Source organism: Streptomyces tremellae (assembly GCF_039540215.1).
Lineage (GTDB): Bacteria > Actinomycetota > Actinomycetes > Streptomycetales > Streptomycetaceae > Streptomyces > Streptomyces tremellae.
The window spans coordinates 31,528-51,041 of record NZ_BAABEP010000041.1 but is presented as its reverse complement, the minus strand read 5'-3'; the positions used below and the strand labels follow the sequence as shown (position 1 = coordinate 51,041).

At 73.3% G+C, this 19,514-nt stretch carries 17 protein-coding genes; 9 read left to right on the top strand and 8 right to left on the bottom strand.

The genetic code is table 11. The features are described 5' to 3' along the window. The first annotated feature begins 6 nt into the window (after positions 1-6). The 3 genes from ABEA77_RS23990 (at position 7) to ABEA77_RS23980 (ending at position 5,317) form a co-directional block, all read left to right on the top strand. Complete coding sequence (locus ABEA77_RS23990) at positions 7-2,226, top strand: oxidoreductase (protein ID WP_345651293.1); 2,220 nt, start codon at positions 7-9, stop codon at positions 2,224-2,226. 120 nt (positions 2,227-2,346) lie between these two features. Next, positions 2,347-3,588, top strand: coding sequence for a beta-ketoacyl-ACP synthase II (fabF, locus tag ABEA77_RS23985; protein ID WP_425588375.1), 1,242 nt, complete (start codon positions 2,347-2,349; stop codon positions 3,586-3,588). A gap of 43 nt (positions 3,589-3,631) precedes the next feature. Next, positions 3,632-5,317, top strand: coding sequence for a class I adenylate-forming enzyme family protein (locus ABEA77_RS23980; RefSeq protein ID WP_345651288.1), 1,686 nt, complete (start codon positions 3,632-3,634; stop codon positions 5,315-5,317). Positions 5,318-5,375: 58 nt separating this feature from the next. Here the strand turns inward: ABEA77_RS23980 and ABEA77_RS23975 are convergent, their stop codons facing one another. Then, on the bottom strand, positions 5,376-6,248 hold the full coding sequence (locus ABEA77_RS23975; protein ID WP_345651286.1) for a DMT family transporter: 873 nt from the start codon (positions 6,246-6,248) through the stop codon (positions 5,376-5,378). A gap of 114 nt (positions 6,249-6,362) precedes the next feature. Here ABEA77_RS23975 and ABEA77_RS23970 point away from each other — a divergent pair, with 114 nt between their 5' ends. Then, positions 6,363-7,322 carry a pseudouridine synthase gene (locus ABEA77_RS23970; RefSeq protein WP_345651283.1) on the top strand — a complete coding sequence of 320 codons (960 nt, stop codon included), beginning with the start codon at positions 6,363-6,365 and terminating at the stop codon, positions 7,320-7,322. Between the two features lie 54 nt (positions 7,323-7,376). Here the strand turns inward: ABEA77_RS23970 and ABEA77_RS23965 are convergent, their stop codons facing one another. The 3 genes from ABEA77_RS23965 to ABEA77_RS23955 form a co-directional block, all read right to left on the bottom strand. Further along, on the bottom strand, positions 7,377-8,006 hold the full coding sequence (locus tag ABEA77_RS23965) for an MBL fold metallo-hydrolase (protein ID WP_345651280.1): 630 nt from the start codon (positions 8,004-8,006) through the stop codon (positions 7,377-7,379). Beyond that, positions 8,006-9,091 (bottom strand): S-(hydroxymethyl)mycothiol dehydrogenase, encoded by a 1,086-nt coding sequence (locus ABEA77_RS23960; protein WP_345651277.1) that lies wholly within the window; start codon positions 9,089-9,091, stop codon positions 8,006-8,008. Before ABEA77_RS23960 ends, ABEA77_RS23965 begins: the two co-directional genes overlap by 1 nt. An 88-nt stretch (positions 9,092-9,179) precedes the next feature. After that, the gene (locus tag ABEA77_RS23955) at positions 9,180-9,881 is read right to left on the bottom strand and encodes a FadR/GntR family transcriptional regulator (RefSeq protein ID WP_345651275.1); all 702 of its coding nucleotides are present in this window, start codon (positions 9,879-9,881) and stop codon (positions 9,180-9,182) included. A 140-nt stretch (positions 9,882-10,021) separates the two neighbouring features. On the opposite strand from ABEA77_RS23955, the gene ABEA77_RS23950 reads away from it, so the two are divergent. Together ABEA77_RS23950 and ABEA77_RS23945 are read left to right on the top strand one after the other, a co-directional pair. Further along, entirely contained in the window at positions 10,022-10,534 is a 513-nt protein-coding gene (locus tag ABEA77_RS23950; RefSeq protein ID WP_345651272.1) for a gluconokinase, read from the top strand. Between the two features lie 12 nt (positions 10,535-10,546). Beyond that, positions 10,547-11,944, top strand: coding sequence for a GntT/GntP/DsdX family permease (locus ABEA77_RS23945; RefSeq protein WP_345651269.1), 1,398 nt, complete (start codon positions 10,547-10,549; stop codon positions 11,942-11,944). Positions 11,945-12,045: 101 nt separating this feature from the next. Here ABEA77_RS23945 and ABEA77_RS23940 read toward each other — a convergent pair whose 3' ends face one another. From ABEA77_RS23940 to ABEA77_RS23930, 3 genes are all read right to left on the bottom strand, one after another. Next, positions 12,046-12,753 carry a cytochrome b/b6 domain-containing protein gene (locus ABEA77_RS23940; RefSeq protein ID WP_345651266.1) on the bottom strand — a complete coding sequence of 236 codons (708 nt, stop codon included), beginning with the start codon at positions 12,751-12,753 and terminating at the stop codon, positions 12,046-12,048. Further along, positions 12,695-13,384: a molybdopterin-dependent oxidoreductase gene (locus tag ABEA77_RS23935; protein WP_345651322.1), complete on the bottom strand. Its 690-nt coding sequence runs from the start codon at positions 13,382-13,384 to the stop codon at positions 12,695-12,697. Before ABEA77_RS23935 ends, ABEA77_RS23940 begins: the two co-directional genes overlap by 59 nt. A gap of 179 nt (positions 13,385-13,563) precedes the next feature. Then, a complete protein-coding gene (locus ABEA77_RS23930) occupies positions 13,564-15,219 on the bottom strand; it encodes an FAD-binding dehydrogenase (protein WP_345651263.1) in 1,656 nt (551 codons plus the stop codon). Positions 15,220-15,340: 121 nt separating this feature from the next. Here ABEA77_RS23930 and ABEA77_RS23925 point away from each other — a divergent pair, with 121 nt between their 5' ends. Both ABEA77_RS23925 and ABEA77_RS23920 read left to right on the top strand, forming a co-directional pair. Next, a complete protein-coding gene (locus tag ABEA77_RS23925) occupies positions 15,341-15,898 on the top strand; it encodes an NUDIX hydrolase (protein ID WP_345651260.1) in 558 nt (185 codons plus the stop codon). 173 nt (positions 15,899-16,071) lie between these two features. After that, entirely contained in the window at positions 16,072-16,983 is a 912-nt protein-coding gene (locus tag ABEA77_RS23920; protein WP_345651257.1) for an MBL fold metallo-hydrolase, read from the top strand. Between the two features lie 51 nt (positions 16,984-17,034). On the opposite strand, the gene ABEA77_RS23915 is transcribed toward ABEA77_RS23920, so the two are convergent. After that, positions 17,035-18,339 (bottom strand): glucarate dehydratase family protein, encoded by a 1,305-nt coding sequence (locus ABEA77_RS23915; RefSeq protein ID WP_345651254.1) that lies wholly within the window; start codon positions 18,337-18,339, stop codon positions 17,035-17,037. A 131-nt stretch (positions 18,340-18,470) separates the two neighbouring features. Between ABEA77_RS23915 and ABEA77_RS23910 the strand changes: the two genes are divergently transcribed. After that, positions 18,471-19,508, top strand: a complete 1,038-nt coding sequence (locus ABEA77_RS23910) for a phosphotransferase family protein (protein WP_345651251.1) — start codon at positions 18,471-18,473, stop codon at positions 19,506-19,508. Positions 19,509-19,514: the final 6 nt, after the last annotated feature.

Here is a 19,514-nt window from a genome sequence, read left to right as displayed (position 1 = left end):
CTGCACGTGTTCGACCATGTCTTCCGGTCAGGTGCCATCGGCGGCCTGACGTTGCCGCACCGCATCGTCATGGGTGCCATGCACCTCAATCTGGAGGCCCTGGAGGACGGCGGGGCCGCGCTCGCCGCGTTCTACGCCGAGCGTGCGGGCGGCGGCGCCGCGCTGATCGTCACCGGCGGCACGGCGGTCTCCCCCGCGGGGGCCGGCGGTCCCGGGTACGGCATGGTCGGCGATCCCTCCCACCGCGCGGCGCTGCGCCGCGCCGCGGACGCGGTGCACGCGGCGGGCGGACTGATCGCGCTCCAGCTGTTCCACGCCGGGCGGTACGCGCTGCCCGGCGTGGCGGGCACGGACGGCGGCGCCCCGTTCGCGCCGTCGGCCGTGTACAGCAGGTTCTCCCGTACGACGCCGCGGGAGATGTCGGCGGACGACATCGCCGAGACCGTCGCGGACTTCGCGCGGGGCGCCGAGGCCGCCCGTGAACTCGGCTTCGACGCCGTCGAGGTGATGGGTTCCGAGGGGTATCTGATCAACCAGTTCACCGCGCCGCTGACCAACAGGCGCGAGGACGCGTGGGGCGGGGACGCCGAGCGGCGCCGCCGCTTCCCCGTCGAGGTGATGCGGGCCGTGCGCGCCGCGGTGCCCGGCTTCCCCGTGCTGTTCCGGATGTCGGGCGCGGACCTGGTGGAGGACGGCACACCGCCGCAGGACACCGCGGCGCTCGCGGTGGCGCTCGCCGAGGCGGGCGCCGACGCGCTCGCGGTGGGCGTCGGCTGGCACGAGTCGCCGGTGCCGACCGTGCAGGCGCAGGTGCCCGAGGGCACCTGGGCGGTGTTCGCGAAGGACGTGAAGCGCGCGCTGCGCGGCGCGGGCCACGGCGCGGTGCCGGTGATCGCCTCCAACCGCTTCAACCGGCTCTCGCAGGCCGACGAGGTGCTGGCCGGCGGCGAGGTGGACTACGTCGCGATGGCCAGGCCGTTCCTCGCGGATCCGGCGATCGTGGCCACGTCGCGCGCGGGCCGTGCGGAGGCGGTGGACCTGTGCATCGCCTGCAACGAGGCGTGCATCGACAGGTCGTTCGGCACCGAGCGGGTGTCGTGCCTGGTCAATCCGCGGGCCGGGTACGAGGCGGAGTTCGCGGCCACGGCCGCCCCCGGCGCCTCGGCGCGGCGCAGGTACGCCGTCGTCGGCGCGGGCATCGCGGGACTCCAGGCGGCCCGCACCCTGCTGGCGCTCGGCCACGAGGTCGAGGTCTTCGAGGCGGGGGCCGAGCCCGGCGGCCAGTTCCGGCTCGCCGGGCAGGTGCCCGGCAAGCGCGACTTCGCCCAGACCGTGCGGCACCATGTGGCCGAACTCGCAGAGCACGGCGCCGTGTTGCACCTCAATCACCGTATCGGCCACAAGGACGCGGCGCTGCTCGCGGCCTTCGAAGGGGTGGTGCTCGCCTCCGGTGTGCTGCCGGTGCGGCCGGCGCTGCCGGGGCTCGCCCTGCCCCATGTGATCGACTACGCACAGGCGTTCGCCGACCCGGACGCGCTGGGCGAGCGGGTGGCGGTGATCGGCGGCGGCGGTATCGCCGTGGACCTCGCGCACCTGCTGACGGCGGGCCGCGCGGCCACGTCGACGCCGGAGGAGTTCCTCGCGGCGCACGCGGTGACGGGCGGCTCGCCGTCCGCCGCGCCCGCGCGGCCGGCCCGCGCGGTGACGGTGATGCGGCGCGGCGGCCGGGTCGGCGCGGGCATCGGCCCGAGCACCCGCTGGGTCGCCATGGCCGAACTGCGCGCTGCGGGCGTGGAGACGCTGGTCGGTGTGGAGTACGAGGAGATCACCCGCGAAGGCGTGGTGGTCAGGGACGCCGAGGGCGGGCACCGGCTGGTGCGGGCCGACCATGTGGTGCTCGCCGCGGGCCAGGAGCCCGAGCGGGACGCCCGGCACGCGCTGCTGCGGGCCGGTGTGCCGTTCGAGGCGGCGGGCGGGGTGACGGGCGCCGACCGGCTGAACGCGGTGCGCGCCACCGCCGAGGGGCTGCGGGCCGCGCACCGGCTGGTGGCCAGGACCTCGGGCAAGGCTGCTGCGCCCGCCGAGGCCGCCGCCCCCGGCGCCGTGCGGGCGGGGCCGGACGGTACCGGTTCGGCAACGGCCGCCGTCACACCGACAGGCCGAAACGGGATGGAACCGGCAAACGAGGCGTGCACCAACGCGACAGCGGGGGCGTGTGGGACATAAGGCGCGTACCAGGCGGGCATATCGCGCGGTGTCCGGAACTTTTATCGACAACGGCCGGAATGAGGTTCAAGGTTTGGCAGGCCCATGCCTGGCACTCCGGAGCCGAGCAGGAGGAGCGCAGTGAGCAATCAGCAAGTGGTGGTGACGGGCTTCGGCGCCCTCACCCCCGTCGGCAACGACCGGGAGAGCACCTGGCAGGCGCTCCTCGCGGGCAAGTCGGGTATCGGACCCATCACGCGGTTCAACGCGACGGGCATGCCGACGAGCATCGCGGGCGAGGTCACCGGCTTCGACCCGTCCGAGCTGCTCGACCGCAAGCGGGAGCGCCGCTCGGCACGCTTCTCCCAGCTGGCGATCGCCGCGGCCCGCGAGGCCGCGCAGGACGCCGGCCTCACCATCGGCGAGGACGGCGTCGAGCCGGGCCGCGTCGGTGTGGTCGTGAACAACGCGGTCGCGGGCATGGACGGTGTGGAGAACGCCGTGGACACCATGCACAGCGATCCGCGCAAGGTGAACCCGTACTTCGTCTCGTCGGTCATCCCCAACATGCCGGCCTGCGAGGTCGCCATCGACCTCGGCATCAAGGGCCCGGTCACGGCGAGCGCGCTGGCCTGCGCCTCCGGCGTGTACGCACTGGTCGAGGCGCGCAGGCTGATCCTGTCGGGCGAGGCCGACGTGGTGATCGCGGGCGGCACGGACTCGGCGATCACCCCGGTGATGTTCAGCGGCCTGTCCACCATGGGCGCGCTGTCGCGCCGCAACGACGACCCGACCCACGCGAGCCGTCCCTTCGACGCGGACCGTGACGGCTTCGTCTTCGGCGAGGGCGCCGTGGTGTGCGTGCTGGAGTCGGCGGAGCACGCCAGGGCGCGCGGCGCCCGCGCCTACGCGGAGGTCGCGGGCGGGGCCCTGACCTCGGACGCGTTCCACGTCTCCGCACCCGACCCGAGCGGCGAGGGGGCCATGGAGGCCATGCGCGGCGCGCTGCGCGCCTCCGGCACGGACGCGGGCGACATCGACTACATCTGCGCGCACGGCACCAGCACCCGGATCAACGACCTCACCGAGACGCGGGCGATTCGCGAGGTGTACGGGTCGCATGCGTACGATCTGACCGTCAGCTCGCCCAAGTCCATGGTGGGCCACCTCATCGGGGCCGCGGGCGCGCTCTCCGCGATGGTGTGCGCGCTCGCGATCAGGGACGGCGTGGTGCCACCCACGATCAACCTGGACACCCCCGGCGAGGAGTGCGACCTCGACTACGTGCCGCACACCGCCCGCCAGACCGACGTGCGTGCCGCGGCGGTCAACGCGTTCGGCTTCGGCGGCCAGAACTGCGTGGCCGTGCTGCGCGCGGTCTGACCGCAGCCGGGGCCGCAGAAGGCTCCCCGAGAGGAACAGCATCATGAACAACCCGGACCCCGCGGCGGCCCCCGGCTACGACCCGGCCGCCTACCGCGCCGTGTTCGAGAACCGGTTCACCTACTGGGCCGGCTTCTCCCGCAACACGCACCGGTACGCCCGCTCCACCGCCCTGCACGACCCCGCGTCCGGACGCACCTGGACGTACGCGGAGCTGGGCGCCGAGGTGGAGCGGCTGGCCGCGGGGCTCGCGGCGTCCGGGGTGCGGGCGGGCGACCTCGTCGCGTACCAGCTGTTCAACACGCCGGAGTTCGCGCTGCTTTACCTGGCGACGCAGCGGCTCGGCGCGGTCGGCTCGCCGGTCAACTTCCGGCTCGCTCCGGGTGAGACCGCGCACGTGCTGACGAGCGGCAAACCGCGCGCCTTCGTGTACGACACGGCCGTCGCGGAGAACGCGGGCCGGGCGCTCGCCCTCGCGGGCCACCGGCCGGATCTTGTGGTGCACGTGGCGTCGGGGGACCCGGGCGACGCGCCGCTCGCGGACTCCGTCCCCTTCGGGGAGCTCGCGGCCAGGGGCGAGGGCCGCGCCCCGCTGCCCGAGCCGTCCGGCGGGATCTACGCGGAGACCACCCGCCTGTACACGTCGGGCACCACGGGCATGCCCAAGGGCGTGCCGCTGAACAACGCCACCGAGGTGCTCTCCGCGCACGACGTGATCATGCACTTCCCGCTGTCGCCCGAGGACCGCACGCTCAACATGACGCCGTGGTTCCACCGCGGCGGCCTGTACGCGGGCGGGCCGAACCCGGTGTTCTACACCGGCGGGGAAACGGTCCCGCTGCGCCACTTCGACGCCGACACGGTGCTCGACCTGGTGCAGGAGCGCGGTATCACCTTCCTGATCGGCGCGCCGACCAACCTGGAGCGGCTCGCGGACGCGCAGGAGGCGAAGCCCCGCGACCTGTCGTCGCTGCGGGGCATCGTGACGATGGGGGCGCCACTGGACCGGGCCGCGTGCCTGCGCTACCAGAGCGTCCTCACCGAGCGGATCTTCAACGGGTACGGCACGACGGAGGCGTTCTGGAACACCTTCCTGCGCCCCGCCGACCTGCCGGACCACGCGGGCAGCGCGGGCCGCGCCTCGACCGACGACGACGTGGCCGTGGTGCGGGTGTACGAGGGCCGCCGGGCCGCCCCCGACGACCTGGCGGCCAAGGACGGCCAGGAGATCGGCGAGGTCATCGTCCGCTCCCCCAAGTCGGGCTACGGCTACACGGGCCGTCCCGACGAGGAGGCGGCGAACTTCCGCGACGGCTGGCTGTACATCGGCGACCTCGCCACCTGGGACGCGGACGAGTACGTGACGATCGTGGGCCGCAAGGACGACATGATCCTCTCCGGCGGCGAGAACGTGCACCCGGTGCAGGTAGAGGAGGTCCTCGCGGAGCACCCCGGCGTGGCGGACTCCGCCGTGGTGGGGCTGCCCGACCCGGAGTGGGGCCAGCTGGTCACCGCGTACGTGGTACGCAAGGACCCCGCGCTGACGGTCGCCGACTGCGAGAAGCACTGCCGCGCGCACCCGATGCTGGCGGCGTACAAGCGGCCGCGCGCGTACCGGTTCGTGGACGCGCTGCCGACCACCGCGACCGGCAAGAAGATCCACTACCGGCTGCGCGAGCAGGTGGCGGCGGACGCGGCGGCCGGGCTGATCGAGCGCGTCGCGCGCTGAGACGGCCGCCGGGGAGCTGGGCAGGGGGCCGGGGCGGTGTGCCGTCCCGGCCCCGCCGCTACTGCACCCGCGCCTTCGGCGGGGTGCTGCCGCTGGCCAGCGGCGACCTGGCGAGCTCCATGCACCCCGCGGCGATCAGCCCCACGGCGATCAGCTGGGGCACGAGCCACCAGCCGGTGCGGATGGTCTCGCCGAACAGGGTCACGCCGTACGTGATGCTGATCAGCGCGTCGCCCAGGGTCAGCATGGGCTGGGAGGCCACCAGCGAACCGGCCTGGAGCGCGTTCTGCAGCAGGAACAGCGCGCCCACGCCCGCCACCGCCGTGCCGTACAGCTGCCAGGAGGCGAACAGCTTCACGATGCCGTCGCCGTCTTCGAGCCGTGCCATGGCGTCCTTCATGAGCGCCGCGGTCAGCGCGTAGCTGCACGCGGCGGCGAGGCCGAACAGCGCGGCCCTGGTGTTGCCGTGTGCGCGCTGCGCGAAGCCGATCAGGACCGCCTCGAAGAGGACCGTGCCGATCAGCGCGGGGACCCAGGAGAGGCCGCGGACGGTCTCCGAGCCGCCGCCGGGCGCCGCGCACGCCATGCCGAGCGCGAGGCCGCAGGTGACGGCGGCCACGCCGTACCAGGCGGTGCCGGGGAGCCGGGAGCGGAAGACGTACCCGGCGATGAGCAGTGTCGACGGCAGCTCGATCACGAAGATCGGCTGCACGACGGCGATCGGGCCCGTGGCGAGCGCGACCGCCTGGCAGACGGCCGCCACGATCACCATGCAGATGCCCGCGAGCCACACCTTCTTCCTGAGCAGCTGCCGGATGAGGGAGAGGTGCAGCGCGTCGCTGTCGGGGACCGTGGCGGCGGCGCGGCGCTGGAGCACCGAGGCTGAGCCGTTGCTGATGGCCGTCAGCACGGCGAAGAGGACACTGATCACCTGACCATTTTGCGTGTACATGGGGTGGAGATCGAACGCAGGGGCACGCGGGGCGGCCCCCGGGCCCGGCGGACGCCGCCCCGCTGCGCGCGCCGGGCACCGTAGGCTTCCGGTGTGGCGCGCAGAAACCGGACCCCGGCCTCACCGCTTCCGCAGCGCGACGGTGTCGACGCGGTGCGGGTGCGGCTGCCCGCCGACCCCGGGGGCCGCTTCGAAACGGTGGGCGAGCACCTGGCGGCACGCTACGGGCCGGCCGCGGGGGTGGAGCGGATCGAGGAGATGGTGCGGGAAGGCCGCTTCGTGACGGCGGAAGGGCGCCCGATCACCCGGGCCACGCCGTACGCGCCGGGTCTGCACCTGTGGTTCCACCGGGACGTGCCGCGGGAGCGTCCTGTGCCCTTCCCCGTCGGCGTGGTCCACCGCGACGAGCGGCTCGTGGTCGCGGACAAGCCGCATTTCCTCGCCACCACCCCGCGCGGCGGGCATGTGCGCGAGACGGCGCTCGCGCGGCTGCGGCGCGACCTCGGGCTGCCCTCGCTCCAGCCTGCGCACCGCCTCGACCGGCTGACGGCGGGGCTCGTGCTGTTCGTGGCGCGTCCGGCGGACCGCGGCGCGTACCAGCGGCTGTTCGCCGAGCGCCGGGTGCGCAAGGAGTACGAGGCGGTGGCCGCGTACGACCCGGCGCTGCCGCTGCCGCGCACGGTGCGCAGCCGGATCGAGAAGGAACGCGGGGTGCTGCGGGCGTACGAGGTGCCCGGCGCGCCGCCCAACAGCGAGACGCTCATCGAGCTCGCGGCGCTCGGCGGCGGTCTGGCCGGCTACCGGCTCGTCCCTGCGACCGGACGCACCCACCAGCTGCGCGTCCACATGAGCGCGCTCGGGCTGCCGCTGCTGCACGACCCGCTGTACGCGCGGGACGCCCGTCCCGACCGCAGTGCACCGGACGAGGCCGGCGAGGACTACCGGAGGCCGCTCCAACTCCTGGCCAGGCGCCTGGAGTTCACGGACCCGCTGACGGGCGAGGAGCACCGGTTCACCAGCGGGCTGCGGCTCGCCCACTGGCCCGGGCGGTGAGGCCCGGTCCCACGCGGGCGGCCGTACCGCTCGTGTGGGACCGGTGGGCGCGGCTCAGTGGCCGCGGGCGATCCACTCCTGGAGGTGGGGCGCCTCCTCGCCGATGGTGGTCGCCTCGCCGTGGCCGGTCCTGACCACCGTGGCGGGCGGCAGGGCAAGCAGGCGCTCCCTGATGGACTCGACGATCGTCGGGAAGTCCGAGAAGGAGCGGCCGGTGGCGCCGGGACCGCCCTTGAAGAGGGTGTCCCCGGTGAAGACCGTGCCGAGGTCGGGCGCGTACAGGCAGACCGCGCCCGGCGCGTGGCCCGGGGTGTGCAGCACGGTGAGGTCCGTGCCCGCGACGGTGATGACCTGGCCGTCGGCCAGTTGCCCGTCCGGCGCCTCGCCGGGGTGGGTGAGCTTCCACAGCGGCAGGTCGTCCGGGTGCAGCAGGACCGGGGCGCCGGTGGCCGCGGAGAGGGCGGGGGCGGCGTCGACGTGGTCGCTGTGCGCGTGGGTGCACACCACGGCCTTCAGCGTCCGCCGGCCGACCGCCGCCTTGATCGCCGCGGCGTCGTGGGCCGCATCGATCACGATCGCCTCGGTGTCGTCGCCGACGATCCACACGTTGTTGTCGACGTCCCAGGTACCGCCGTCGAGCGAGAACGTCCCCGAGGTGACGAGGTGGTCGATGCGGGCCCCCATCACAGCTCCACCACGGAGCGCAGGACGTCGCCCTCGTGCATGCGGGCGAACGCGGCCTCCACGTCGCCGAGTCCGATGGTCTCGGTGACGAAGGCGCCCAGGTCGATGCGGCCCTGCCGGTGCAGGTCGATCAGCATCGGGAAGTCGCGGGAAGGCAGGCAGTCCCCGTACCAGGAGGACTTCAGCGAGCCGCCGCGCCCGAAGACGTCGAGCAGCGGCAGCTCGATCTTCATCTCCGGCGTCGGCACGCCGACCAGGACGACGGTGCCGGCCAGGTCGCGTGCGTAGAAGGCCTGTTCGTAGGTCTCGGGGCGGCCGACCGCCTCGATCACCACGTCGGCCCCGAAGCCGCCCGTCAGCTCGCGGATCGCCTCGACGGCGTCCTCGGACCGGGAGTTGACGGTATGGGTGGCGCCGATCTCCCGCGCCTTGGCGAGCTTGCGGTCGTCGACGTCGACCGCGATGACCTTGGCGGCGCCCGCGAGGCGCGCGCCGAGCACCGCCGCGTCGCCCACGCCGCCGCAGCCGATGACGGCGACCGAGTCTCCCCGGCCCACCGCGCCGGTGTTGATGGCCGCGCCGATCCCTGCCATCACCCCACAGCCCAGCAGGCCGGCGACCGCGGGCGACACCTCGGGGTCCACCTTGGTGCACTGGCCGGCCGCCACCAGCGTCTTCTCGGCGAACGCGCCGATGCCCAGGGCGGGCGTCAGCTCGGTACCGTCCTCCAGCGTCATCTTCTGCCGGGCGTTGTGCGTGTCGAAGCAGTACCAGGGGCGCCCGCGCAGGCAGGCGCGGCACTGGCCGCACACCGCACGCCAGTTGAGCACCACGAAGTCACCCGGCTCGACCTCGGTGACGCCCTCGCCGACGGACTCCACGACGCCCGCGGCCTCGTGCCCCAGCAGGAACGGGTAGTCGTCGTTGATGCCGCCCTGCTTGTAGTGCAGGTCGGTGTGGCACACCCCGCACGCCTGGATCCTCACCACCGCCTCCCCGGGGCCCGGGTCCGGCACCACGATGGTCTCGATCCGCACCGGCTCGTTCTTCCCCGGTGCCACCACACCCCGCACGCGCTGCGCCATGCCAGACCCGCCTCTCCTCACCGCGGCCGCCACCCCTGGCGGCACGGAACGATCTCGTCCACAGGTGAGTATGGCGCGCCCGCACCGCTCAGGGCGCCAGGACGTCGAGTTCCTCCAGGGCGCCGACGGTGATCCGCCGGGTCAGCTCCTCCGCGCGGTCCGCGCGGCCCTCGCGTACCGCCTCGGCGACCTGGACGTGCAGGGTGACGGCGGCCGGGTCGGGGTCCTCGAACATCACCTGGTGGTGGGTGCGGCCCGCGAGGATCTCGGCGACGACGTCGCCGAGGCGGGCGAACATCTCGTTGCCCGACGCCGTCAGCACGATGCGGTGGAAGGCGACGTCGTGGACCAGGTACTCCTCCAGGCGGCGGCCACGCGAGGTGGCGACCATGCCGAGGGCGCGCTCGGTGAGGCCCGCGCACTGCTCGGGGGTGGCGTGGCGGGCGGCGAGCCCCGCGGCGACCGGTTCGACGGCGGAGCGCAAAACCGTCAGCGAGCGCAGCTGGCGCGGCCGGTCGGCGCCTGCGAGGCGCCAGCGGATCACGCGGGGGTCGTAGACGTTCCACTCGTCGGCCGGGCGCACGGTCACACCGACGCGGCGCCGCGAGGCGACCAGGTGCATGGACTCCAGGACGCGGACGACCTCGCGGACGACCGTGCGCGACACGTCGAAGTCCCTGGCGACCTCGTCGGTGCGTACGACGCCGCCCTGCGGGTATTCGCCGGCGGTGATGGCGAGGCCGAGGGCGTCCAGGACGCGGCTGTGCTGACCTCGGCCTTCTTCGCTCATGGCCCCAGCTTACGGTGCGTACGCCGCATCTCACGCAAAAAAATAAGTACTACGTTTGCATCACGCTCTCTTGATTACGTCATACCTGATGGGGTTCAGTGACGCGACACAACGTTGCCGACGAAGACAGCGAGGCAGGCATGCACGGCCCCCACGTAGTGGTGGTGATGGGCGTAGCGGGCACCGGGAAGACCACGGTCGGCCCCCTGGTGGCCGAGGCGCTCGGCGTTCCGTACGCCGAGGGCGACGCGTTCCACCCGCCGCGCAACATCGCCAAGATGACGGCGGGGCAGCCCCTGGACGACGAGGACCGCTGGCCGTGGCTCGACGCCATCGGCCGCTGGGCGCACGAACGGGCGGGCTACGGGGGCGTCGTGAGCTCCTCGGCCCTCAAGCGCGCCTACCGCGACCGGTTGCGGGCCGCCGCGCCCGGCGTGGTCTTCCTGCACCTCACGGGCGACCGTGAGCTGATCGGGAAGCGCATGGCCGAGCGCAAGGGGCACTTCATGCCGTCCACGCTGCTCGACTCGCAGTTCGCCACTCTCCAGCCGCTGGCCGAGGACGAGCGGGGCGTCGCAGTCGACGTGTCCGGTACCCCCCACGAAATAGCCGAAAGGGCTGTAGCCGCGCTGCGCGCGCTGCCCGGGATGTAGAAGGAAGCACCCATGACCGGTCTCAATGTCGAGATGCTGGCTGCCGCAGATCCCCCGCTGATCTCCTCGGCGGGCGACGCGCAACTGGGTATCGCCGTCCTCGTCGGAATCGCCGTCCTCGTCGTCCTCATCACCGTCTTCAAACTCCACGCGTTCCTCGCGCTGACCCTGGGCTCGCTGGCCCTCGGCGCCACGGCGTCCGCGCCGCTCGACAAGGTGATCACCAGCTTCTCCACCGGGCTCGGCGCCACGGTGGCGAGCGTCGGCGTGCTGATCGCGCTCGGTTCCATGCTGGGCAAGCTGCTCGCCGACTCCGGCGGCGCCGACCAGATCGTCGACACCATCCTCGCCAAGGCGGGGCGCAGGTCGATGCCGTGGGCGATGGTCCTGATCGCGGCGATCGTGGCCCTGCCGCTGTTCTTCGAGATCGGCCTCGTGCTGCTGATCCCTGTCGTGCTGCTGGTCGCCAAGCGCGGCAACTTCTCCGCGATCCGGATCGGCATCCCGGCGCTCGCGGGCCTGTCCGCGATGCACGGCCTGGTCCCGCCGCACCCGGGACCGCTCGCCGCGATCAGCGCGATCCACGCGGACCTGGGGATCACACTGGCGCTCGGCCTCGTGGTGGCCGTCCCGACGGTGATCATCGGCGGTCCGCTGTTCTCCAGGTACGCCGCGCGCTGGGTGGACGTCACCCCGCCGGAGAGCATGGTCCCCGAGCGGCCCTCGGACTCCCTCGACAAGCGCCCCGCCTTCGCCGCGACCGTGTGCACCATGCTGCTCCCGGTCGCGCTGATGCTGGTGAAGGCGCTGGTGGACATCGTCGTCGACGACGCGGCCAACACCGGCCAGCGGGTCGCCGACGTGATCGGCAACCCGCTGATCGCGCTGCTGATCGCGGTGATCGTCGGGCTGTTCACGCTGGGCCGCGCGGCCGGGTTCGGCCGGGAGAAGCTCTCGGTGCTGCTGGAGGAGTCGCTCGCCCCGATCGCCGGCGTGATGCTGATCGTGGCCGCGGGCGGCGGCTTCAAGCAGGTGCTGGTCGACGCGGGCGTGGGCCAGATGATCCTGGACGTCACCAAGGACTGGTCGATCCCGTCGCTGCTGCTCGCCTGGCTGATCGCGGTCGCCATCCGCATCGCGACCGGCTCGGCCACCGTGGCGACGATCTCCGCCGCGGGTCTCGTGGGCCCGCTCTCGCAGGGCATGTCCACCACCCACGTGTCCCTGATGGTGCTTGCGGTCGGCGCGGGCTCGCTGTTCTTCAGCCATGTCAACGACGCCGGGTTCTGGCTGGTGAAGGGGTACTTCGGGATGGATGTCGGCCAGACGGTCAAGACCTGGTCGGTGATGGAGGGCATCCTCTCGGTGGTCGGCCTCGGCTGCGTCCTGCTGCTCTCGCTGGTCGTCTAGCCGGGGACCTGCCGGCCCGCGGTGCGGTGCGGCCGGTCCGCGTACGGAAAGCCGTGCGCGCACCGGCCGCCGCATGGACGGCCGGGTGGCCGCCCGGCGGATCAGCGGTCCGCCTCCCGTACCTCTGCCGCGCGCTCCGCGGCCATCTCGTCCTCCCACTCGGAGTGTTCGCGCCGCGCCCAGGCCCGCCCCACCGAGCCGGTCCGCATGCCGCGACGCGCCTCCGGATCCTTGAAGGCCATGCCGATGTGCCCGAACAGCACGATGCCGACGGCGAGCGCCAGCCAGTCGTGGATGAACGTGGCACTCGTGCGCGAGACGAGCGGCAGGAGGCCGGTGAACCACATCAGCAGCCCGGTGAAGATCATCAGGAGGGTGGCGCCCGCGAGCCACGACGCGTAGATCTTCTGCCCGGCGTTGAACTTGCCCGCGGGCCGCGCGCCCGCCCAGTTCCACCGCCTGCGCACCGCGCGCAGCCACTCCCTGTCGTACGGCGCGAAGCGGTTGATCCGCTCCAGGTCGCGGCGCAGGGCCCGCGAGGCGAGGCCGGCGAGGAACGGCGCGGGCAGCAGGATCCCCGACCACTCGTGGACCGTCACCACCAGGTAGCGCCGGCCGATCAGCTCCGCGAGCTGCGGTACGTACAGGAAGGCGGCGGAGCCCACGCACAGGAGCATCAGCCAGCTCGTGGTGCGGTGCACGAGCCGCTCCGCGCGGCTGAAGCGCCGGATGCCGCCGGATGCCGCCGCGTCAGACGGTCGGCCTGTCGTCGCGGCCGTTCGACCTGCCGACCCATCCGTCGACGTCATAGCCGTACTCCTCCCAGTAACCGGGCTCCACCTTGTCGGTGACCGATATGCCGGAGAGCCACTTCGCCGACTTGTAGAAATACATCGGGGCCACGTACAGCCTGACCGGGCCGCCGTGGTCCTTGGTGATGGGTTTGCCCTGCATCCGCAGCGCGACGAGCACATCGTCCCTGCGCGCCTGCGAGAGCGTCAGGGACTCGCTGTACGTCCCGTCGAAGCAGGTGAAGCGGAGGGCGCGGCCCTCGGCCCTGACCCCGGCCGCGTCGAGCAGGTCCGAGACCCGCACGCCCTCGAACGGTACTTTCGGCACCCGCCAGCCGGTGACGCACTGCACGTCGAGGTCGGTGCGCACCTGGGGCAGCGCCTTCAGCTCTGCGAGGGTGTACGAGCGGGGGCGCTCGACGAGGCCGCCGACCGCCAGCCGGTAGGTGGCCGCGGTCTTCGTGGGGACCGAGGCCGCCACGTTGTAGAAGCGGAAGCCGCCGCCGTTGGGCAGCAGGTTGCTGATCCCGGTGGGGTCGACCTGGGAGGCGGCGCCGAGGAACTTCTCCAGGCCGCTTTGGAGGTAGGGGGCCGCCGCGAGGCCGCCCGCGCCGAGGGCCAGCGTCCCCAGCAGCACCCGCCGTCCCACGGCAGGGCCCTTGCGGCCCGTGGCCGCCCCCTCGTCTTCGCCGGGTCCGCCGCCCGGCCGGCTGTCTCCGTACTCGTCGTTCACTCCCCCGATTCAACACCCGCGGGGGCCCGGCGCACGGCCCGTGGCCGGGGACGTCAGACTTCCGTAAACAGTTGGCCGCGGGGGTCCGCCGCGCCTCAGGCCGTGGCCCGTGCGGCGGCGCGGCCCGCGGCGCGGCCCGAGAACAGGCAGCCGCCGAGGAAGGTCCCTTCGAGCGAGCGGTAGCCGTGCACACCGCCGCCGCCGAAGCCCGCCGCCTCGCCCGCCGCGTACAGGCCGGGCAGCGGGTCGCCCGCCGCGGTCAGCACGCGGGAGGACAGGTCGGTCTCCAGGCCGCCGAGCGACTTGCGGGTGAGGATGTGCAGCCGCACGGCGACGAGCGGGCCCGCCGCGGGGTCGAGCATGCGGTGCGGCGGCGCGGTGCGGATCAGCCGGTCGCCCCAGAACCTGCGGGCCCCGCGCAGCGCCGTGATCTGGAGGTCCTTGGTGTAGGGGTTGGTGACCTCGCGGTCGCGTGCGACGATCTCGCGGCGCAGCTCTGCCGCGTCGATCAGCGGTTCCTCCGTCAGGTTGTTCATGCCCTTGACCAGGGTCGCGAGGTCGCGCGACACGACGAAGTCGGCGCCCTTGTCCATGAACGCCCGCACCGGTCCCGGCACGTCGGCGCGTGCGCGGTCGAGGACGCCGCGCACGGACCGCCCGGTGAGGTCGGGGTTCTGCTCGGAGCCGGAGAGCGCGAACTCCTTGCCGATGATGCGGCGGTCGAGCACGAACCACGTGTACTCGTACCCGCTGCGCACGATGTGTTCGAGGGTGCCGAGCGTGTCGAAGCCGGGGAACAGCGGTACGGGCAGCCGCCGGCCCCGCGCGTCCAGCCACAGCGAGGAGGGCCCCGGCAGGATGCGGATGCCGTGTCCCGGCCAGATGGGGTTCCAGTTCTGGATCCCCTCGGTGTAGTGCCACATGCGGTCGCGGTTGATGTGGTGCGCGCCGGCCTCCTCCGCGATGCCGAGCATCAACCCGTCGACGTGCGCGGGCACGCCGGTGACCATGTGCTTCGGCGGGGTCCCGAGCCGCTGCGGCCACTGCTTGCGCACCAGGTCGTGGTTGCCGCCGATGCCGCCGCTCGTGACGACGACGGCCTGGGCCCGCAGTTCGAACGTGCCGGTCGCGGTGCGGCTGCTGGGCGTGCCGCGCGGCGCCGAGCTGGGCGCGAGCACCTCGCCCGTGACGGTGTCGAGGTGGCCGCCGGTGGCGGAGAGGCCGGTGACCCGGTGCCGGAAGCACAGCGTCACCAGGCCCTCGGCGACGCCCTCCCGCACCCGCCGCTCGAAGGGCCTGACGACGCCGGGTCCCGTGCCCCAGGTGATGTGGAAGCGGGGCACGGAGTTGCCGTGCCCCGTGGCGTCGTAGCCGCCGCGCTCGGCCCAGTTGACGAGCGGGAAGAACCGGACGCCACGGCGGTGCAGCCAGGCGCGCTTCTCGCCGGCCGCGAAGTCGACGTACGCCTCGGCCCACCGGCGCGGCCAGCGGTCCTCGGGGCGGTCGAAGCCCGCGGTACCGAGCCAGTCCTGGAGGGCGAGGTCCCTGCTGTCCCTGATCCCCATGCGGCGCTGCTCCGGGGAGTCCACGAGGAAGATGCCGCCGAAGGACCAGTGCGCCTGGCCGCCGACCGACTGCTCGGGCTCCTGGTCGAGGAGGATCACCCGGCGTCCCGCGTCGACGAGTTCCGCGGTCGCCACGAGACCCGCGAGACCGGCCCCGATCACGATGACATCTGCGTCGTACGCCATGCTTCCCCGTCCTCGGAGTCCGCCCTGCCCGGTCGTCCGATCTTCGGTACGCACCGGTAACAAGTCAACCTCCCGGCGGCCCCCCGTACGGCGGAGCGCGGCCGTTTGATTGGATGGCGCCATGGCTCCTGAGGACGAGATCCTGGACGTCGTCGACGAGGACGACCGTGTCGTCGGACAGGCGCCGCGCGGCGAGGTCTACGCCCGCGGCCTGCGCCACCGCGCCGCCTTCGTGCTGGTGAGGGACGCCGAGGACCGGCTGTTCGTGCACCGGAGGACGGCGGTGAAGCTGGTCTTCCCCTCGCTCTACGACGTCTTCGTCGGCGGCGTGCTGGGCGCGGGCGAGAGCTACGACGACGGCGCGCTGCGCGAGGCCGAGGAGGAGCTGGGTGTCTCCGGGTTGCCCCGCCCCACCCCGCTGTTCCGCTTCCTGTACGAGGCGCAGGACGGGCGCGGCTCGTGGTGGTCCGCGGTCTACGAGGTCCGCTGCACGCGGCCGGTGCGCCCGCAGATCGAGGAGGTCGCCTGGCACGCCTTCCTGCCGCCCGCCGAGGTCGCGGCGCGGCTGCGCGGGGAGGTCCCGCCGGGCGGCGCGGGGCCCGCGGAGCCCTGGGAGTTCGTGCCTGACGGGCGCGCCGCCTACGAGCGGTACGAGCGCTTCGTGCGCGAGCGCCGCTGATGCCCCTCGCCGGGCGCGGGCGCCGGCGGCTCTGGCCACCCGCCCCGTCGACCTGGCAAGCTGCGCAGCGGGCGGCGCCCTTCCGGATCCGGCCGCTTCGCGCTTGTCCCACCGCCCGGCGGCGCGGCCGGGCGGTCCGCCGTCCCTGAGACCGCCGTACCGAAGGACCACCGATGCCCGCAATGGAGCCCTATCTCGTCCGTGTCACGCCGCAGGCGTACGCGTACGTCCAGCCGGACGGCGGCTGGTGCCTCAACAACGCCGGTGTGGTGAGCGACGGGCACACCACGCTGCTCGTCGACACCGCGGTCACCGAGCGGCGTGCGCGGCGGCTGCGCGACGCGCTGCTCGCGGAGGGGCTGCCGCTGCCCGGCACCCTGGTCAACACCCACCACCACGGCGACCACACGTACGGCAACAGCGTCTTCACGCCCGAGGCGAGGGTGGTCGCGCACGAGACGTGCCGCAGCGAGCAGATAGCAGCCGGCCACCAGCTCCATCTGGTGTGGCCCGAGACGGAGTTCGGCGAGGTGCCGCTGGTCGCGCCGTCGGTCACGTACAGCGAGCGGATGTCCCTGTACGCGGGGGACGTCGAGGTGCGGGTGCTGCACCCGGGCCCGGCCCACACGACGGGCGACTCGGTCGTCCACCTGCCCGCGCAGGGCGTGGTGTTCACCGGCGACCTGGTCTTCAACGGCGGGACGCCGTTCCTCTTCAACGGCTCGCTCGCGGGCTCGCTGCGGGCGCTCGACGTGCTGCGCTCGCTGGACGCGGAGGTGGTGGTGCCGGGGCACGGCCCGGTCACCGACCCGTCCGCGTACGACGCGACGGAGCGCTATCTGCGGTTCGTCGACGAGGTGGCGCGCGCCGGGCACGCGAAGGGGCTGACCCCGCTCGAACTCGCGCACGCCACGGACCTCGGCGAGTTCGCCGCGCTGCCCGAGCGGGAGCGGCTGGTGGCGAATCTGCACCGCGCGTACGCGGAGCTCGACGGCCTGCCGGAGGGCGCGGAGCTCGACCCGCTGATGGTGTTCGGCGACATGGTGACCACGAACGGCGGGCAGCCGGTGGCCTGCCACGCCTGAGGCGCGTCAGGGGCGGTCCGCCGCCCTGCCCCCGGCGCGCGGGGGCGGCGCTCACCAGCGGGGCAGGGCGGGGCGCTGCCAGTCGGGGTGCGCCTTGCGCATGGCCGCGGCGTCGTCGCGCTCGCGCATGGTGCCGTCGTCCTCGGCCCAGCGGCGGTGCAGCGCGGCGAGCGCGTCCCGGTCGAGTTCCACACCGAGGCCCGGCGCGTCGGAGACGGTGAGCGCGCCGCCCTCGAAGGTGTGGCGGGCGGTGATCACGTCCTCGGTCTGCCAGGGGTAGTGGCTGTCGCAGGCGTAGTCCAGGTTGGGCACGGTCGCGGCGACCTGGGTCATCGCGGCGAGGCTGATGCCCAGGTGGGTGTTGGAGTGCATGGACAGGCCGACGCCGAACGCCCGGCAGATGGCGGCGAGTTCCTGGGTGCGGCGCAGCCCGCCCCAGTAGTGGTGGTCGGAGAGCACGACCTGCACGGCGTCCCGCCGGAAGGCCTCGGCGATCTCCGGCAGCGCGGTCACGCACATGTTGGTGGCGAGCGGCACGGAGGTGCCCGCGGCGACGCGCGCCATCAGGTCCGTGCCGGTCGCCGGGTCCTCCAGGTATTCGAGGACGTCCCCCAGCTGGTCTGCGACGTACAGCGAAGTCTCCACGGACCAGGCGCCGTTCGGGTCGAGGCGCAGCGGCTGTCCGGGGAACTCCTCGGCGAGCGCGCGGATCGCGGCGATCTCCTCGTCGGGCGCGAAGACACCGCCCTTGAGCTTGAAGGAGCGGAAGCCGTACGTGTCGGCGAAGCGGCGCGCCTGGGCGACGACGCCCGCCGGATCGACGGCCTCGCCCCACCCGTCGTCCACGGTGGCGTCCCGGTGGGCGCCCGCGGGGTGGGCGGCCCAGCGGTAGAAGAGGTAGGCGCTGTAGTCGACGGCGTCGCGCACCTTGCCGCCGAGGAGTTCGTGCACTGGTTCGCCGCGGTGCCTGCCGAGCGCGTCGAGGAAGGCGACCTCGAAGGCGGAGACCACGGAGAGCCTGAGCTTGTCGAGGGTCTGGGCGCCGCGCAGCCCTCCCGCGTCGACCCCGGTGTCCGTGTGGTGTGAATCGCCGCACACCTGGTCGGCGAGGGCGAAGAGGCCGTTCACGTCCGTGATCCGGTGGCCGGGGAGCGCGTCGGCGAGTGGCTTCGCCAGTTGGAGGTACTTCCCGTCGCCGTACGTCTCCCCGAGGCCGACGACGCCACCCGCGGTGATCACCTCGACGATCAGCCGGGGCGTGTAGGGCTGGTGCACACCCTGGGTGTTGAGGAGCGGGGGATCGGCGATGAGTATCGGGGTGAGCCGGACCTGGTCGACGGTGAGCGCTGAATCCATACGTGAACTCTATTCATGTGGAGGATCCAGCCGCCAGGGCCCCCGGACTGGACGGCATACCGACCGGTCGGCATCATGAGAGGCGACCGGGCCGTGCCGCACCGGCACGCGACCACACGAAGGAGCGGACTGTGAACGACGTCCCCCCGCCGGGGCTCGACCTCGGCCGGCTGCGCGCCCATCTGGACCGCGAGCTGCCGGGCCTGGTCCGCGGGCCCCTTGAGGCGCGCATGTGCGAGGGGGGCCGCTCGAACCTCACGTACGCGGTCTCCGACACCGGCGCGCCGCCGGGGGCCGGGCGCTGGGTGGTCCGCAGGCCGCCGCTCGGCCATGTCCTCGCCACCGCGCACGACATGCGGCGCGAGTACCGCGTGATCAGCGCGCTGCACCCCACGCCCGTGCCGGTGCCCCGGACGCTGCTGCTGTGCGAGGACGAGTCGGTGACGGGCGCGCCCTTCTACGTCATGGAGTTCGTCGAGGGGACCCCGTACCGCACGGCGGAGCAGCTGGTGCCGCTCGGGCCTGAGCGGACCAGGGCCGCGGTGCTCGCCCTCGTGGACACGCTGGTCGACCTGCACGCGGTGGACCCGGCCGCGGTGGGCCTCGGGGACTTCGGCAGGCCGGACGGCTTCCTCGACCGGCAACTGCGCCGCTTCGGCAAGCAGCTCGACGCGTCCCGCAGCCGCGACCTGCCCGGCATCGACGAGCTGCACGCCGCGCTCGGCGCCGCGCTGCCCCGCTCCCCCGCACCCACGGTGGTCCACGGCGACTACCGCCTCGACAACGTCCTGCTCGACGGCGACGACCGGATCAGGGCGGTGCTCGACTGGGAGATGTCCACGCTCGGCGACCCGCTCACCGACCTCGGCCTGCTGGTCATGTACAGCGTCCGACTGGACGTGCCCGGCTCCCCCGTCAGCACAGCGGCCGGTGCCCCCGGCCATCCGGACCCCGCGGAGCTGGTCGAGCGCTATGCCCGCCGCTCGGGCCGCGACGCCTCGGCGATCGCCTGGTACACGGCGTTCGCGTGGTTCAAGCTCGCCGTGATCCTTGAGGGCATCCACTACCGCTACACCCTGGGCAGCACCGTGGGCCGCGGCTTCGACCGCATCGGCGACCTGGTCCCCCTCTTCATCAGGCATGGCCTCACCACCCTCAAGGAAGGCTGACCCACC